Genomic DNA, 16390 nt, shown 5'->3' with positions numbered 1-16390 from the left:
CGCTGAGCTACTCCGAACTCCTCATCGCTCAATCGCCAACGTCTCCGAGACGTCGTCTGCCACCGGCCCCGAGAAGCACATCCGGTCGGAGCTGAGCGCTTCGGGCGGGGTTCCCTCTGCGATGGCGCCAACAGCGACGTAGTACCCGAGGAGGTCCGGGAACTCGGGGACCGTCCCCGAGAGGGTGTACCGGAACTCCGTCTCGGGGGTCACCGTCGAGAGCGGGGCACAGCCCGAGTCGCCGAGTGCCTGCCAGTCCGCGTCGGGCGACGGTCGCCACTCCGCCTCGACCGAGCAGTCGGCCGGGGTATTGGCGGTCCAGCGGGCGTACAGCATGGCACTGTAACCCCCGTCGCGGAACCGGCGGGGCAGGTCCGACCCGGCGGCGATGCCCACGACCAGAGGCGTCCACGCCTCCCGGTCGGCCTCGAGCGCCGAGCGGACGTGGTCGATGGCGTCGGCGTCTGCGCCGGCCCGGTGGAGCGCCGCGCCGGCGAGGACGTGCGACGAGACGACCGCGTCGGTGTCGTCGGCGACCCCGGCGGCGTCGTCGAAGGAATCGGCAGCGACGAGGAAGTCCCCGGCGTCCCAGTCGGTCGCACCGATGAGGAGCCGTTCGAGGACCGGGTCGTCGAAGCCGGCGTCGGCGAGGTGGTCGGCGTCACCGGTCTGGAGGAAGCTATACGTCGCCGCCGAGGCCGCGTCGAAGCCGGGGTTCGAGCGGTGGGTGAGCGTCACCGATGCGCCGGCGAGTTGCTCTGCGACGGCGTCGACGACCTGTCGGGCGTCGTCCGCATCGGCCACGTCGCCGGAGACCACCTGGTCGTAGGCGTCGGCGACCGCAGTCCGGGAGTCCGCGTCCGCGAAGATGGTCGCGTCGTCCTCGGCGCCGATGTCGGCCACGGCGCGGGCGAGCAGACCACGGAGCGTCTCGCGCTCGACGCGGTCCGTGGCCGGGTTCCCGGGCGGGTGCTCGGGCGTCATTGCTCGCCACCTCCGGGGCCGCCGTCGGCCGCATACTCACCGATAGCAGCCGACGCCGTGCCGGCCCGGTCGGCGATGTCCGGGTCGTGCAGGTGACAGGCGACCCGGTGGTCGGCTCCCCCGTGGGCGTCGAGTTCGGGAGCCGACTGCGCACAGGGCGTGCTGTAGGACTCGTCGAGCAGGGCGACTGCGCCCTCGCGGTCGCCAGCGACCAGTCGCTCGAGGGCCTTCCGGACGCTCTCGCGTGCCCCGTCGGGGAGCGTGACCGTCTCCGCGTCGGCCACGTCGACCCGGGTGACGTGTTCGGCGTAGAGTTCCTCGACGACCGCCCCGTCGCCGGCGTCGCGGCCCTCGCTCTTCAGGTGCGAGCGGGTCGCGCCGGGGTCGAGTTCGTCGCCCACGATGCGCCGTTTCACGCTGAGGACGCGCCGCCAGGCGGGCTGGTCGCCGGGCCAGTCTGCGGGTGGGATGACCTTCGGACAGCGCGGGTGGAACCGGCACCCAGAAGGCGGGTCGATGGGCGTCGGCACGTCCCCTTCGAGGTGGACGCGTTCGCGCTCGACCGTCGGGTCGGGGACCGGAATCGAGGACAGGAGCGCCTGCGTGTAGGGGTGTTGCGGGTCGGTGAACAGCTCGCCCGTCGGCGCCGTCTCGACGATCTCGCCGAGGTACATCACGGCGACGCGGTCGCACACCCGGCGCACGACGGACATGTCGTGGCTGATGAACAGCATCGACAGGCCCATCTCCTCGCGCAGCTCCGAGAGCAGGTTGAGTATCTGGGCCTGCACGGAGACGTCGAGCGCCGAGACGGGTTCGTCGGCCACGAGCATGTCCGGTTCGACCGAGAGCGCCCGCGCGATGGCGATGCGCTGGCGCTGGCCGCCGGAGAACTCGTGGGGGTGGCGGTCGAGGTGTTCGGCCGCGAGGCCACACCGTTCCAGCAGGTCGGCGGCGCGGTCGCGGCGCTCCAGGTCGTTCGTCCCGATACCGTGGACGCGCATCGGCTCCATGAGCGTCTTGGCGACGGTGTAGCGCGGGTTCAGCGAGGCGAAGGGGTCCTGGAAGATCATCTGGACCTCGCCGCGGAACTCGCGCAGCTCCGAGTGCGAGAGGGCGGTCACCTCGGTCCCGTCGAAGTGGACCTCGCCGGCGGTCGGGTCGAGGAGCCGCACTGCGGTCCGGGCGAGGGTCGACTTCCCGCAGCCGGACTCGCCGACCAGCCCGAGGGTCTCACCGTCGCGGACCGCGAGGTCCACGTCGTCGACCGCCCGGACCGTCCGGACGCGCTGGTCCGGCCGGAGCCGCCGGATGAGCGAGTCGCTCTCGCTGAAGTGCTTCGTCAGGCCATCGAGTTCGAGTATCGGTCTCATCTCGGGTCCTCCCAGATGCAGGCGGTGTAGTGGTCCTCGTCGACGGCCTGCATCCGCGGGTCGGTCGTCATGCACTCCTGTTCGGCGTAGGGGCACCGCGGCGCGAAGTTACACCCAGAGGGCGTGTCCGCGAGGTCCGGCACCGAGCCCGGAATCGGGTCGAGCGCCTGCTCGTCGGCGGTGGGGTCGGGCACGCAGTCGATGAGGCCCCGCGTGTAGGGGTGCCGCGGGTCCGCGAAGATGTCCTCCACGTCGCCGTACTCGACGACGCGCCCGGCGTACATCACGGCGACGCGGTCGCACACCTCGGCGACGACGCCGAGGTCGTGGGTGACGATGAGGACGCTCATGTCGGTCTGCTCGTTCAGCTCCTGGATGAGGTCCAGTATCTGGGCCTCGATGGTCACGTCGAGGGCCGTCGTCGGTTCGTCCGCGATGAGCAGGTCCGGCGTACACGCCAGCGCCATCGCGAGCATTGCGCGCTGGCGCATGCCGCCCGAGAACTCGTGTGGGTAGTCCTCGACGCGCTCTTCGGGGCTCGGGATGCCGACCCGGCGCATGAGTTCGACCGCCTCCGCGCGGGAGGCGGATTCGGTCATGTCCCGGTGGACCCGGAGCGGTTCGCCGACCTGCCAGCCGATGTCGAACACCGGGTTGAGCGCCTTCGCGGGCTCCTGGAACACCATCGAGACGCGGTTCCCGCGGAGCCGGCGCTTCTCCTCGTTGCTCTTCGCCAGCACGTCCTCGCCGTCGAAGACGACCTGTCCGTCGTGAACCTCGCCGGGGTCGGGCACGAGGTCCATCAGCGACAGGCTGGTGACCGACTTCCCGCAGCCTGACTCGCCGACGATGCCGAGTATCTCGCCCTCGTGGATGTCGAAGGAGACGCCGTCGACCGCCTCCACGGTTTCGTCCTCGGTCCGGAAGCGGGTTCGGAGCCCCCGGACCGAGAGCAGTGCGTCGTCGCCGGTCACGAGGTCGGCCTCCGCGGCCGCCGTGGTGCCTTCCTCGTCTGCCTCACTCGTCGGCTGGTGAGCCGCGGGGTCGCGCGTGTCGCTCATTTACCCGGCCCTCCCTCGGTGGCCGAACGCGGGTCGAACTCGTCGCGCAGGCCGTCGCCGAGCAGGTTCAGCGCGAGCACCGTCACCATGATGCCGAGGCCGGGGAAGGTGGTCCACCACCACGAGTCGGGCAGGTAGCCCTGGCCGTTCGAGATCATGACGCCCCAGGTCGGCGTCGGCGGCTGCACGCCGAGGCCGAGGTACGAGAGCGACGCCTCGAACAGGATGGCGGTCGCGACGAGGAACGTCGCCTGCACGAGCACGGGCGCCATCGCGTTCGGGAGGACGTGCCGGAAGAGCACGTTGAACCGCGAGAGCCCGGTGTTCTCTGCGGCCTCGACGAACTCCTCTTCCGTGGTCGTGAGCACCTCGCCCCGGGTGACCCGTGCGATCTGGGGCGAGTACACCAGCCCGATGACGAAGATGACGTTCACGATGTTGTTGCTGAACCACGACCCGACGAGGGGGAGCGACGAGAGCACTCCACCGAGCACCGGGACGATGGTCAGGACCGTCTCGGAGCCGAGCGCCCCGACGAGCGTGATGGCGAGCACGAGCGCCGGGAACGAGATGAGCACGTCCATCGAGCGCATGATGATCTCGTCGACCCAGCCACCGACGTAGCCCGCGACCGCGCCGGCCGTGATGCCGACGGTCGCGGCGATGCCGACGGCCAGCAGGCCGACTGCCAGCGAGGCCCGCGCCCCGTACACCAGTCGGGTGTAGATGTCGCGCCCGTAGAGGTCGGTCCCCATCGGGTGCGCCATCGACGGCGCGGCGAGCTTCAGCGCGGGGTCGGTCGTGATGGCCAGCTGTTCGCTCGGGCTGTACGGCGTGATGAACGGGGCCGCGAGCGCCGCGGCCGTGATGACCGTGACGACCCAGAACGAGAGTTGGGCGCTCAGGTCGAGCCGGCCGTACATCTCGGCGAGCCAGCGCGCCCGACCGGCGACCCGGTCGACGACGGTGCGTTCTTCGTAGTGGTGTGTGTCGGTTGCCATTATTCGTAGCTGATGCGTGGGTCGAGGTACGCGTACAGGAGGTCGACGAGCAGGTTCGCCACGACGAACACGGTCGCGATGAACAACACGATGCCCTGTACGGTGATGAGGTCCTGTGAGAGGACGGACTGGTAGAGCAGGCGGCCGATGCCGGGCCACTGGAACACCTGCTCGATGACGACCGCCCCGTTCAGCAGGAAGCCGATCTGCATCCCCATGACGGTCACGACGGGGATGAGCGCGTTCCGGAAGGTGTGTATCATGACGATGGACCGCTCCCTGACGCCCTTGGCCCGGGCGGTGCGGACGTACTCCTCCTGGAGCACCTCCACCATCGAGGACCGGGTCATGCGCATGACGAGCGCGGCGAACCCGGTCCCGAGCACCACGGCGGGCGGCAGGATGTGCCGGAGGTACGTCACCACGCCGTCGTCCAGCGTGGCGTACCCACCCGAGGGGATGAGGGGCGCGCCGAACCAGTTCTGCCAGAACAGCGCGAACACGAGTATCATCATGATGGCGACCCAGAACCCGGGCAGGCTGATGCCGCCGAACGCGAGGACGCGGGTCAGGTTGTCGACCCAGGAGTCCTTCTTGACGGCGCTCACGACGCCCATCGGGATGGCCACGAGGACACCGATGACGAACGCGAAGAACGACAGCTGTGCGGTCGCCCACGCGCTGCTCGCGATGAGCGAGGTGACCCGGGCGCTCTGTGAGTACGAGTAGCCGAAGTCGAGGTGCACCACGTCCCAGAGCCAGTGGCCGTACTGGAGGTACAGCGGTTCGTCGAGGTGCATCTCCTGGCGCAACTCGTTCACGATGTTCTGCTGGGCCGCCGCCTCCGGTGGGAGCATCGCTGCCACGGGGTCGCTCGGACTCAGCCGGATGAACAGGAACGTCACCAGCGAGACGCCGAGCAGTACCGGGACGAGCAGCAGGATGCGCTTGATGGCGTAGTTGGACGTGCTCATCCTGCGCCTCCGGGCGGGCGGTGGGTCGTGTCCATCGGTTTCGTGGGCATGTGTGTCGCTCGTACTAGTAATTTACTCGTCGATGAATACCTGCTCGACGTGCGGGGTCCGCGTCGGGTACGCGATGTAGTTCTTCACGTCGCTCCGTCGCCCCTGGTTGGTGTGGGGCCAGACCTGCATGATGAGCGGGTAGAACTCCGTGACCTTCTGCTGGACCTTCCGGTAGAGCTCCTTGCGCTCGGCGCGGTCGGTCGTCCGGCGGGCGGCCTCCAGCCACTGGTCGACCTCGTCGTCCCCGTAGAAGGAGGAGTTGAAGTACCCGCGGGTGTGGAATCCGAGGTACGCGTACCCGTCGGCGCTGAAGCCGTAACCGATGCTCTCGATGAGGGCCTCGACCTCCGGCGGCGGGCCGACCTCGCGGTTCTCCTCCTTCTCGTCCTCGTCGTCCCACTCGCTTGGATACCACGGTCCCCAGACCGAGCCCTTCTCCTTGGGGTTGATGGACATGTCGACGCCGATCTTCTTGTAGGACTGCTGGAGGATCTGGGCGATGTCGACGAACTTCGGCTGGTTCGTCACGTCGACCTCCAGCGAGAAGCCGTCGCCCTCGCCGGCTTCCTCCATGAGGGACTTCGCCCTGTCGATGTCGTAGGGGTACTTCGAGACGGCGTCCTCGTCGTAGGCCCAGTGCCACGGCGGGAACACCGACCAGGCGGGGTCGGCACGACCCGCGAACTTGACGGACTTGATCGCCTGCCGGTTCGAGGCGTGGCCGAGGGCGTGACGGACCTTCTTCTTGCCCATCGGCTCGACGTTCCGCCAGTTGATGTACATGTTGATGCGCTCGACGCTGGGCATCGAGAGCACCTCGACCTCGCCCGCGTTCTCGAGGTCTTTCACCTTGTTCGCGGGGACGGTCGGATTGACGTGTGCCTCGCCCGTCTTGAGCTTCGTGTTCCGGACGGTCCCGTCGGGAACGACGGAGTACCTGACGCCGTCGAGGTACGGCAGCTGGCCGGCCTCGGTCTCCTTGAAGTAGTCCGGGTTGGCCGAGAACTCGTACGGGCCGGAGGCGGCGGCCGACTCGAACTGGAACGGGCCGGTCGCCCAGACGCCCGTGTCGAACGTCCCGAAGTCCTCGCCGTGTTCGTCGAGGGCCTCGACGGGGAGGACCGCGGTCCGGTAGCTCGTGAGCTTCGAGGGGAACGTCACGTCGCGCTTCGCCAGCGAGAACTCGATCTCGTAGGTCCCGGTCGCGGTGATGCGCGAGGCGGGGTCGAGCTGGTTCCCGTCGGGGCCCTCCCCCCAGAGGATGCCCTCGAACTCGCCGCGGTTGACCGCCCCGTACTCCTTGTCGGTGATTATCTTCAGGAAGCTCTCCCGGACAGCCTCGGCGTCGCACTCGCCGTAGTCGCCGTGGAACTGGACCCCCTCGTGGAGCGTGAGGGTGTAGGTCGTCCCGTCCTCGCTGACGGTGTAGTCCGTCGCGAGGTCGCCGGCGATGGTCCCGTCCTGCTCGAACCGGAGCAGGCTGTTCGAGTACGCCTGTGCGAGCGCGGAGTCGGTCGTCTGGTCGCCCAGGTGCGGGTTGAGCGTCTGGGCCTGCGAGGCGACGGTGACCACGAGCTCGCCGCCGGTCTTGACCTCGCTCGGTTTCTCCGTCGTCTGCTCGACGGTGGTGTCGGTCCCGGTGGAGTCGTCGGTCGCCGGACTCTCCCCGTCCGTGTCACCACCCGTCTCCCCACTGCAACCTGCGAGCACCGATGCACCTCCTGCCGCGCCAGCGACTTTGAGGAACTGTCGTCTGTCCACTGCTGGCTGGCCATCACGTACCATGTCGATTGCACACATGAACCTACTGGGGTTTATACTTTTTCATCAGGTGGGTCGAGAACGGCGAAAAGGACGCTGTACTCGGCAGTCTCGGACCCTGCGTGTCGAACCTGTCGCGGCGTCCCGGTCGGGCAGTCGTCGTCTACTGGGCGGGCGGACTCACTCCCACGGCCAGTCGCCGGTGGCGCGGAGGCCCGCCTCCAGCCCCGCGTCGCGCGTCGCCTCCCTGATGACGGCCGGGTCAACGTGCTCGACGGGGTGGTCGCCACGGGCGAGCCGGGCCGTTCCCTCCGCGAGGACCACGGCGAGGTCCCGCAGGTCGCGCGGATCCATCTTGTCGACGGTGTCCGCGTGGGTGTGGGTCCAGCCGCGTTCCGCGTCGGTCACGGAGCGCGCCTGCGCGCCGGGGACCCCGTGCTGGACGAAGGGCCAGTGGTCGCTGTGGGGGCGTACCGAATCCCGAATCGTGGCGGGCACATCGAGGGCGTCGGTCGCCGCGTCGAAGGCGTCCGCGATGCCGTCGAACCCGTGCGTGTAGAGGTCGAGCGTCCGCGAGTAGCCGATGCCGTCGGCGTTGACGACGGCCTTCACCCGGTCGAGGTCGTGACTCCGGACCCACTCTCTGGACCCGCGGAACCCGACCTCCTCCGCCCCGAAGGTCACGAAGCGGACTCGCGTCTCGAGCTGGTCCGAGACGAGCGAGAGCAACCGGGCCGTCTCGGCGACCAGTGCACAGCCCGCGCCGTTGTCGTTCGCCCCGGTCCCCACGTCGTGGGCGTCGAGGTGGGCGGTCACGAGGACCTCCTGGGGAGTCTCGGGGCCGACGGCGGCCGAGACGTTCCGACTCGTCGCGGTCCCCGTCTCGCAGTCGACCGCGACCGTGGCCTCGGTTCCGCCCCGCCTGCACCGTCGCCGGAGCCACGACCCGACCTCGCGGGAGACACCGATGGCCGGTATCGGCCCGGGACCGTCTTCGCTCCCCACGTCGCCGGTCGGTGGGAGACAGCCCGGCCGGTCGGTCCGGTAGACGAACGCCTCCGCCCCTGCCTCGGCCGCCCAGGCGTACTTCTCCAGCCGGTGGACGTGGCGCCCGTGGTCCGCCGGCGTGGTGTCTGCGGCGAGGGCGATGGCACCGTCGAGGTCGGTCGATTCGATATCATCCTGGACACCGTGCCTGACGTCGATCAGTTCGCCCGATACCGCCCCGGCGGGCGAGCCCGGCAGTGCGATGACCTCGTGGTTCGACTCGACGGTCCGGCCGGCCGCAGTCAGACTGCTCTCGCCGCGGCTCCAGCCGGGGATGTCGAACTCCTCGACCCGCACCTCGTCCAGCCCACGCTCGCGAAAGGCGTCCGCGACGTACTGCCCCGCGGTAGCTTCACCGTCCGTGCCAGCGAGTCGTGCCGGCCCGTCGGTGAGTCCGACGAGGAACTCCCAGGCACGACCGCAGGTGTAGGCGTCGCCGACGACCGCTGTCGGAAGGACGGTTTCGGCGTTCCCGGACATCACCGGCTGCCTCCGCCGAGGCGTTGCTCGGCCGTCCGTCGGTTCCCCGCGGTTCGCAGGCGTGCTGCGTCCGGTCCGGTACGGCCCCGTGTGCCCGAGGTCCGGTCAGGTACCGGCGGACCAGCGTCTCGTAACTCAGCAGGCATACAGCCCAGTTGACCAGACGATTGTATTTATACTTACCGGCGAAACCGAATCCTCCCGCCACGGAATGGTGGCAACAGTTGGCACACCTGCGTTTGGCGGTCCCAAACAACTATGCCCCGACGTCCGAATCGTGGCATATGGACGAGACGAACGCGACCGGGACAGGCCCGCGACGAGTGAAGTCACTCCAGCACGCCACGGCCATCATCGACGCCCTGGAGCGCCTCGACGGGGCACGAATCGCGGACCTGGTGGAGCACGTCGACCTCTCGAAGGGGTCGGTCCACACGCATCTCGCGACGCTCCGGGACGCCGGCCTCGTCTCGAAGCGCGGCGACCAGTACCACCTCGGGCTCCGGTTCGTCACCCTCGGCGAGCACGTCAAGGAGAACCAGCGGGTCTACACCGCCGCGAAGAACCAGGTGGACCGGCTGGCGGCCGAGACCGGCGAGTACGCAGACCTGGTGGTCGAGAACGAGGGGTTCGAGGTCGCGCTCAAGGTCGCCCGCGGAAAGCGCGCGATGGAGACCGAGTACCACATCGGCATCGAGGAGACGCCGCAGTACCTCCACAACAGCTCCGCCGGGAAGGCCATCCTCGCACACCTGCCCGAGGACCGATTCGACCGGATTCTGGAGCAGCACGGCCTGCCCGAACGGACCCCGAACACCATCACGGACCGCGAGACGCTCGAATCCCGGCTCGAACGTGTCCGCGACCGTGGGTACGCGGTCAACGACGAGGAGGACATCCGGGGATTCCGGGCCGTCGGCGCCCCGATTCTGGACAGTGACGGTGTGCCCCTGGGAGCCATCAGCGTCTCGGCGCCCAAGAGCAGGCTGAAAGGCGAGCGCTTCGAGACCGAGGTGCCGGAACTGGTGATGCAGGCGACCAACGTCGTCGAGATCGACATCGACACGTCCGAGCAGGGACGACGCACAGAGTGAGTTTGGCGCTCCCAAACAGATGCGCGGTGAAATCCCCCGAACCGTCAGGAACGATGGTGTGAGTGGGTGAAAGTTGCGTGAATCGGCTCGTGGCTGCCACCGAACCTGTCGACGAAAGCACACCGCGCTTGCCGGTATTTGGCGCTCACAAACGCAGGAGGGACGCGATAGCAGCCGTCTGGTCGGGCATGTGGCCTCGTTGTTGGCTTTGGCATGAATGGGTGAGCCAGAGAAGTGTTACAGCGATATTCGTGTAACACACGTGGTTGTGGTCAGATGTGCACTTGACCAAGTACTGACATAGAATAACTCTAGCTCTCAATAGTACATGCCGGCTAGACGAGTGGATCCAGTGTCGTCTATACCGGAATAGAATCTAGTCTTCTGGACCGACTGCATTCGTCTCATCTGTGCCTTTAGAACCGATAATGACTCGAAACCAGATTTAGCGCTCCCAGGATATCCAGAATCTGTGGTGGAACAGTCGACCCACCGATAGGGAATTTTTAGGAAAATCCGTCAGAGCTTCTCTTATCTCGACTTGAATCCGATTTCGTACCATGAATTCGAATTTAATGGAGTCATTGACGAAATACCTCTCAGGATTTCCGAACAGTACTCGCCCAACGCCGATCAACTCGTACCAGATTTCATACTGTCTAATCCTAACTTTCTGAATATAATAATCGTTCTCCGCTACCCGTGTCGATACGAACGTCCCGTTCTTCGAGCGCAGCCGCCAACTGGGCGAGCGACTGCGGTGTCTGGTCGGACTCTCTCGAGAACCACACCGGCGCCCGCCCACACGTATCGTTAATCTATAAAAAACTATTTACAGTGTATTTACGAATGTTCCAGACGAGAGGTTCGAATGTCCAGAGCCGTATTCGACAGCAGCGAGTACGACAGGCGAATCGAGCGGACCAAAGAGCGCATGGCGGAGGAGGGACTGGATGCCGTGTTCGTCAGCGACCCGGCGAACATGAACTACCTCACGGGCTACGACGGTTGGTCGTTCTACGTCCACCAGGGCGTCGTCATCACGCAGGACCGTGACGAGCCGGTCTGGGTCGGCCGCGACATGGACGCGAACGGCTGTCGCGCCACGACGACGCTCTCCGAGGAGAGCATCCGGCCCTACAGCGACGACCACGTCCAGTCGCCCCACGACCTGCACCCGATGGACTTCGTGGCGACCGTACTGGAGGACCTCGGCGTCGCCGACGGTCGCATCGGCCTGGAGATGGACGCCTACTACTTCACCGCGAAGTCGTACACGCGCCTCCAGAAGAACCTGCCCGAGGCGGAGTTCGAGGACACCACGCTGCTGGTGAACTGGATCCGCATCAAGAAGACCGACGCGGAGATCGAGTACATGCGCGAGGCGGCACGCATCTCCGAGAACGCGATGCAGGCCGGCCTCGACGCCATCGAGGAGGGCGTCCCCGAGTACGAGGCGGCCGAAGCCATCTACTCGGCGCTCATCGACGGGACCGCCGACTACGGCGGCGACTACCCCTCCATCGTCCCGCTGATGCCCTCGGGCGACCACACCGGGACGCCGCACCTGACCTGGACCGACCAGGAGTTCCGCAACGGCGACCCGGTCATCATCGAGCTGTCGGGCTGTCGGCACCGCTACCACTCCCCGCTCGCCCGGACGACCTACGTGGGCGAGCCACCGCAGGAGATGCAAGAGCGCGCCGAGATCGTCGTCGAAGGTATCAACGCCGCACTCGACGCGGTCGAACCCGGCGTGACCGCCGAATCGGTCGAGAAGGCGTGGCGCGACACCATCGCCAAGTACGGCCTGGAGAAGGAGGACCGCATCGGCTACTCCATGGGCCTGGGCTACCCGCCGGACTGGGGCGAGCACACCGCGAGCCTGCGCCCGGGTGACGAGACGGTGCTGGAGGAGAACATGACCTTCCACACCATCCCCGGGCTCTGGTTCGACGACTTCGGCGTCGAGCTGAGCGAGACGTTCGTCGTGACATCGAACGGGGCCGAGCCGCTGGCCGACTTCCCGCGGCGGCTGTTCACCGCGTGACGATGGCAGGCGCGAGCACCCCGGATTCCGACGACTCGGATGCGCGCGAGGGCGAGCCCGTCGCGGACGGCGACGGGACAGAATCGGAGTCCGCCCTGGCGACGGCCCGCCGGCAGCTCGAACGCGCGGCCGCACACGTCGACGTCGACCCCGGCGTCGTCACGCGGCTGAAACACCCGACCCGGCTCCAGCAGGTGTCGGTCCCGCTCCGGCGGGACGACGGCTCGCTGGAGGTCTTCACTGGTTACCGCGCCCAGCACGACGACGTGCGGGGGCCGTACAAGGGCGGCCTGCGGTTCCACCCCGAGGTGACCGCCGACGAGTGTATCGGCCTCTCGATGTGGATGACGTGGAAGTGCGCCGTGATGGACCTCCCGTTCGGCGGTGCCAAAGGTGGCGTCGCGGTCGACCCGAAGACGCTCTCCGAGGAGGAGCGCGAACGCTTGACCCGCCGGTTCGCCGAGGAGCTGCGCGACGTGGTCGGGCCGAAGAAGGACGTACCCGCACCCGACATGGGCACCGGCCCGCAGGAGATGGCGTGGTTCATGGACGCCTACTCGATGCAGCAGGGCGAGACGACGCCCGGTGTGGTCACCGGGAAGCCGCCGGTCATCGGCGGTTCGTACGGTCGCGAGGAGGCGCCGGGCCGGTCCGTCGCCATCGTCACCCGTGAAGCCATCGACTACTACGACTGGGACATCGAGGACACCACGGTCGCGGTGCAGGGCTTCGGGTCGGTCGGCGCGAACGCGGCCCGCCTGCTCGACGACTGGGGTGCCGACATCGTCGCCGTCTCGGACGTCGACGGCGCGATCTACGACCCCGACGGTCTCGACACGCGTGACGTGGAGGGCCACGACGAGCGCCCCGGCATGGTCTCGGGTTACGACGCGCCCCAGACCATGACGAACGCCGAGTTGCTCGAACTCGACGTGGACATCCTCGTCCCGGCTGCGGTCGGCGAGGTCATCACGGCCGAGAACGTCGACGATATCTCCGCAGAGATGGTCGTCGAGGGCGCGAACGGCCCGACGACGTTCGCCGCCGACACCATCCTCGAGGAACGCGGCATCCCCGTCATCCCGGACATCCTCGCGAACGCGGGCGGGGTGACCGTCTCGTACTTCGAGTGGCTCCAGGACATCAACCGCCGGCAGTGGTCGCTCGAACGCGTCCACGAGGAACTGGAGCAGGAGATGCTTGACGCGTGGGGTGCGGTCCGCGAGCACGTCGACGAAGCCGACCTGACGTGGCGCGACGCGGCCTACGCGGTCGCGCTCTCCCGCATCGGCGGTGCGAAGGAGACCCGGGGCCTCTGGCCCTGAGGTCGGGCGGATCTTTTTTCGAGAAGAACTGCTGCGTCGTCGAGTACGCTACTGGGTGACCGCCTCGGCCAACTTCTCGACCGGGTGTGGCGGCTCCGGGGCGCCCTCGTCGCGGGATTCGAGCTGGGTCCGACAGGACGCGCCGGGCGCGACGACGGTGTCGCCCTCGCTCTCGTCGACCTGCTCGAAGAGGAGTTCGCCGATGGCCTTGCTCATCGAGTAGTGCTCGGCCTCGTAGCCGAAGGAGCCGGCCATGCCACAGCAGCCGGAGTCGAGGGGGTCGACCTGGTAGCCGGCCCGGCGCAGGACGCCGACGGCGTGGTGGTCTTTGCGGGTCGCCTTCTGGTGGCAGTGGCCGTGGTAGGTCAGGTGCTCGTCGGGTGCCGCGGTCGACAGGTCGGCAACGAGTCGCTCGGTATCGAGGTACTCCATGACGCCGTAGGTGTTGCCGGCGACCGCATCGAGTGCCGCCTCCGAGACACGGCCGTCGCCGGCTCCGAGCAGGTCGCGGTAGTCCGATTGGAACATCACGGCGTCCGAGGGTTCGACCAGCACCACGTCCCAGCCGGCCTCGACCTTCGGGGCGAGCGCGGAGACGTTCGTCGCGGCGCGCTCTCTGGAGCGGTCGAGGAAGCCCTTCGAATGGGCGGGGCGGCCGGTCGAGGTCACGTCGTCCGGGATGGCGACGTGGATTCCCGCGGCTTCGAGGACGCGAACCGCGGCCTTTCCGGCGGCGGGGTGGTTGTAGTTCGTGTAGGTATCGGGGAACAGCAGGACCTTGCGGTCGGCGTCCGCCTCGGCGACGCGACAGCCGCCCCGATTCTCGAACCAGTCCTCGAGCGACTTGCGGTGGAACGTCGGCAGGTCGCGCTCGCTGGCGATTCCCAGGACCTTCTCGCTGACGAGGTCGGCTCCGGGGAGCTGCTGCGCCCAGTTCGAGACCGGGGCGAGCGCCGACCCGAGCCGGTTGAGTCGGTCGACCTCGGCGAACAGCCGGTCCCGGAGGCTCGCGCCCTCTTCCTGGTGGTGGGCGTGTTCGACCTCGGCCTTGAGCTTCGCCATGTCGACCTCGCTCGGGCAGTCGTGCTTGCAGCCCTTGCAGCCCACGCAGAGGTCCATCACCTCGCGCATGAACGCGGTGTCCTCGGCGTCGGCCGGGAGGTCGCCACTCATCGCCTGCCGGAGCATGTTCGCCCGGCCGCGGGTGGAGAGGCTCTCCTCCTCGGCGGCGCGGTAGGTCGGACACATCACGCCACCGCGGGTGTCCTGCTTGCCCCGGCAGCCGGCACAGCCGTGGCAGAGTTCGGCCATCCCCTGGAAGCCGTTCTCGGTGTCCCACGCCAACTCGGGGTCGAGGTCCGGGTCGAACTCGTAATCGGGGTCGAACCGGAGGTTCTCGGTCATCCGGGCGGTGCTGGCGCGGTCCGGGGCGTCCTCGTCATCGCGGCCGACGACCTGTCCCGGGTTGAGCAACCAGTCCGGGTCGAAGGCGGTCTTGAGGTCCTGGAACGTGTGCCAGAGCCGGTCGCCGTACAGTTTCCGGTTCCACTGGGTGCGGGCGCGGCCGTCCCCGTGCTCGCCCGAGACCGACCCCCCGGCCTCGACGACGAAGTCGGTGATCTCGTCGGCGATGGTCTCGAAGGACTCCAGCCCCTCGACCGTCTTCGTGTTCACGAGGGGCCGGACGTGGAGGACGCCGGGGCCGGCGTGGGCGTAGAAGCTCGTCCGCGCGTCGTGTTCGTCGATGACCTCGCGGAAGCGCTCGACGTACCCAGGGAGCTGGTCGGCCGGGACCCCGCAGTCCTCGATGAAGGAGATGTGCTTCTCGTCGGTCGTCCGCGAGAGCAGGATGGGCGCGGCGGCCTTGCGCATCTTCCAGAGGCCGGCGCGGGCCTCGTCGTCGTGGGCCTCGAGCGCGTCGAAGGCACGGGCGTCGGCTGCCTGCTCGACCCCCTCGGAGGGTGTCGCCTCGGGCTCCACGCTGGGCACCCGGGCTTCGAGCAGGTCGGCGACCTGCTGGCGGCCGTGCTCGTCGGAGTCGGCGTAGAACTCCACGAGCAGGGCGCCCCGGGTCCCGTCCGGGAGCGAGGCGGCCACGTCGTGGAACTCGGACGTGTCGCGCGCGAGGTCGATGAGCACGTCGTCGATGAGTTCGACCGCGGCCGGGCCGTGTTCGAGGATGGGTGCCACGTCGGCGGCCGCGTCGAAGACGTCCTCGTAGGTGAGCAGCGCGACCGCCTTCGTCTCCGGAATCGGCTCCAGCGAGACGGTCGCCTCGGTGACGACCGCGAGGGTACCCTCGCTCCCGGCGAGCAGCCGGGCGAGGTTGACCGTTCCCGCCTCGCAGTCGGGGTCGACACCCGAGCCGTCGGCGGTCGGGCGTTCGCCCCGCGCCTCGTCGACCAGCATGTCGAGGTTGTAGCCCGAGACGTTGCGCTTCAGGTCGGGGTACCGGGCCTTGACCTCGTCGGCCTCCTCGTCGAGGATGCGGACGACCTCGGCGTAGATACGGGGGAGGATGGGACTCGGCGGCCCGTCCGGACCCCACGCGTCGCTCTCTGGGTCGGCCTTCTCGCGGAGTTCGTCGACCGGGACCTCACCGAAGCGGTGGACGGTCCCGTCCGTGAGGACGACCTCTGCCGACTCCACGTAGTGGTCCGTCTTCCCGTACACCAGCGAGTGTGCGCCGGTCGAGTTGTTCCCGATGGCGCCACCCAGGACGCTGCGGTCGCCGGCGGCCGGGTCCGGGCCGAACGTCAGGCCGTGCTCGGCGGCCGCGGCGTTCAGGTCGGCGAGGATGGCGCCGGCCTGGGCGGTCGCCTCCGAGCCCTCGGGGTCGACCGAGTCGACCGAATCCATGTACCGCGAGAGGTCGAGGACGACCGCCTCGTTGACGGCCTGCCCGGCGAGGCTCGTGCCGCCACCGCGGGGAAGCACGGGAATCTCGCGGTCGGCGCAGTACGAGACGACGCTCGCCACGTCCGCGGTCGACTTCGGCATGACGACGCCGATGGGCAGCACCTCGTAGGCGGAGGCGTCGGTCGCGTAGAGCTGGCGGGAGTACTCGTCGAAGCGTACGTCGCCCTCGACGCGGGCTTCGAGGTCGGCGACGAGTCCGGGCCGTTCGACCTCGCCCCCGGTGTACTCGTAGTCAGCACGCGGGTCGTCGGCCGGGTCCTGCGCCGCCAT

The 16390-nt window shown here is 68.2% G+C and carries 11 protein-coding genes; 3 read left to right on the top strand and 8 right to left on the bottom strand.

What is annotated here, in order from left to right; all coding sequences use genetic code 11:
- Window positions 1-21: 21 nt before the first annotated feature.
- The 7 genes from NOV86_RS19190 to NOV86_RS19160 form a co-directional block, all read right to left on the bottom strand.
- On the bottom strand, window positions 22-984 hold the full coding sequence (locus tag NOV86_RS19190; protein WP_267643423.1) for a hypothetical protein: 963 nt from the start codon (window positions 982-984) through the stop codon (window positions 22-24).
- Window positions 981-2357 (bottom strand): ABC transporter ATP-binding protein, encoded by a 1377-nt coding sequence (locus tag NOV86_RS19185; RefSeq protein ID WP_267643422.1) that lies wholly within the window; start codon window positions 2355-2357, stop codon window positions 981-983. Before NOV86_RS19185 ends, NOV86_RS19190 begins: the two co-directional genes overlap by 4 nt.
- A complete protein-coding gene (locus tag NOV86_RS19180) occupies window positions 2354-3418 on the bottom strand; it encodes an ABC transporter ATP-binding protein (RefSeq protein WP_267643421.1) in 1065 nt (354 codons plus the stop codon). Before NOV86_RS19180 ends, NOV86_RS19185 begins: the two co-directional genes overlap by 4 nt.
- Window positions 3415-4419: an ABC transporter permease gene (locus NOV86_RS19175; RefSeq protein WP_267643420.1), complete on the bottom strand. Its 1005-nt coding sequence runs from the start codon at window positions 4417-4419 to the stop codon at window positions 3415-3417. The genes NOV86_RS19180 and NOV86_RS19175 overlap by 4 nt, the downstream gene beginning before the upstream one ends.
- Window positions 4419-5393, bottom strand: a complete 975-nt coding sequence (locus NOV86_RS19170) for an ABC transporter permease (RefSeq protein WP_267643419.1) — start codon at window positions 5391-5393, stop codon at window positions 4419-4421. Before NOV86_RS19170 ends, NOV86_RS19175 begins: the two co-directional genes overlap by 1 nt.
- A 72-nt stretch (window positions 5394-5465) precedes the next feature.
- Window positions 5466-7229: an ABC transporter substrate-binding protein gene (locus NOV86_RS19165; RefSeq protein ID WP_267643418.1), complete on the bottom strand. Its 1764-nt coding sequence runs from the start codon at window positions 7227-7229 to the stop codon at window positions 5466-5468.
- 156 nt (window positions 7230-7385) lie between these two features.
- Window positions 7386-8732, bottom strand: coding sequence for a M28 family peptidase (locus NOV86_RS19160; protein WP_267643417.1), 1347 nt, complete (start codon window positions 8730-8732; stop codon window positions 7386-7388).
- A gap of 284 nt (window positions 8733-9016) precedes the next feature.
- Here NOV86_RS19160 and NOV86_RS19155 point away from each other — a divergent pair, with 284 nt between their 5' ends.
- The 3 genes from NOV86_RS19155 (at window position 9017) to gdhB (ending at window position 13201) form a co-directional block, all read left to right on the top strand.
- A complete protein-coding gene (locus tag NOV86_RS19155) occupies window positions 9017-9826 on the top strand; it encodes an IclR family transcriptional regulator (RefSeq protein ID WP_267643415.1) in 810 nt (269 codons plus the stop codon).
- An 871-nt stretch (window positions 9827-10697) separates the two neighbouring features.
- Window positions 10698-11876 carry a M24 family metallopeptidase gene (locus NOV86_RS19150; protein WP_267643414.1) on the top strand — a complete coding sequence of 393 codons (1179 nt, stop codon included), beginning with the start codon at window positions 10698-10700 and terminating at the stop codon, window positions 11874-11876.
- 2 nt (window positions 11877-11878) lie between these two features.
- Complete coding sequence (gene gdhB / locus NOV86_RS19145; RefSeq protein WP_267643413.1) at window positions 11879-13201, top strand: glutamate dehydrogenase GdhB; 1323 nt, start codon at window positions 11879-11881, stop codon at window positions 13199-13201.
- Between the two features lie 48 nt (window positions 13202-13249).
- Here the strand turns inward: gdhB and NOV86_RS19140 are convergent, their stop codons facing one another.
- Complete coding sequence (locus tag NOV86_RS19140) at window positions 13250-16390, bottom strand: FAD-binding and (Fe-S)-binding domain-containing protein (RefSeq protein WP_267643412.1); 3141 nt, start codon at window positions 16388-16390, stop codon at window positions 13250-13252.

It is taken from the genome of Haloarchaeobius amylolyticus, assembly GCF_026616195.1.
GTDB lineage: Archaea > Halobacteriota > Halobacteria > Halobacteriales > Natrialbaceae > Haloarchaeobius > Haloarchaeobius amylolyticus.
Note: the sequence above shows the minus strand (reverse complement) of the source record. Positions and strands in the feature narration are given on the sequence as shown.

Excerpts from the sequence above, each read along its gene's own strand:
- NOV86_RS19180 (WP_267643421.1), bottom strand. The coding sequence starts at position 3,418 with ATGAGCGACACGCGCGACCCCGCGGCTCACCAGCCGACGAGTGAGGCA.
- NOV86_RS19185 (WP_267643422.1), bottom strand. The coding sequence starts at position 2,357 with ATGAGACCGATACTCGAACTCGATGGCCTGACGAAGCACTTCAGCGAG.
- NOV86_RS19160 (WP_267643417.1), bottom strand. The coding sequence starts at position 8,732 with ATGTCCGGGAACGCCGAAACCGTCCTTCCGACAGCGGTCGTCGGCGAC.
- NOV86_RS19170 (WP_267643419.1), bottom strand. The coding sequence starts at position 5,393 with ATGAGCACGTCCAACTACGCCATCAAGCGCATCCTGCTGCTCGTCCCG.
- NOV86_RS19150 (WP_267643414.1), top strand. The coding sequence starts at position 10,698 with ATGTCCAGAGCCGTATTCGACAGCAGCGAGTACGACAGGCGAATCGAG.
- NOV86_RS19140 (WP_267643412.1), bottom strand. The coding sequence starts at position 16,390 with ATGGCGGCGCAGGACCCGGCCGACGACCCGCGTGCTGACTACGAGTAC.
- NOV86_RS19155 (WP_267643415.1), top strand. The coding sequence starts at position 9,017 with ATGGACGAGACGAACGCGACCGGGACAGGCCCGCGACGAGTGAAGTCA.
- NOV86_RS19190 (WP_267643423.1), bottom strand. The coding sequence starts at position 984 with ATGACGCCCGAGCACCCGCCCGGGAACCCGGCCACGGACCGCGTCGAG.
- gdhB (WP_267643413.1), top strand. The coding sequence starts at position 11,879 with ATGGCAGGCGCGAGCACCCCGGATTCCGACGACTCGGATGCGCGCGAG.
- NOV86_RS19165 (WP_267643418.1), bottom strand. The coding sequence starts at position 7,229 with ATGGTACGTGATGGCCAGCCAGCAGTGGACAGACGACAGTTCCTCAAA.
- NOV86_RS19175 (WP_267643420.1), bottom strand. The coding sequence starts at position 4,419 with ATGGCAACCGACACACACCACTACGAAGAACGCACCGTCGTCGACCGG.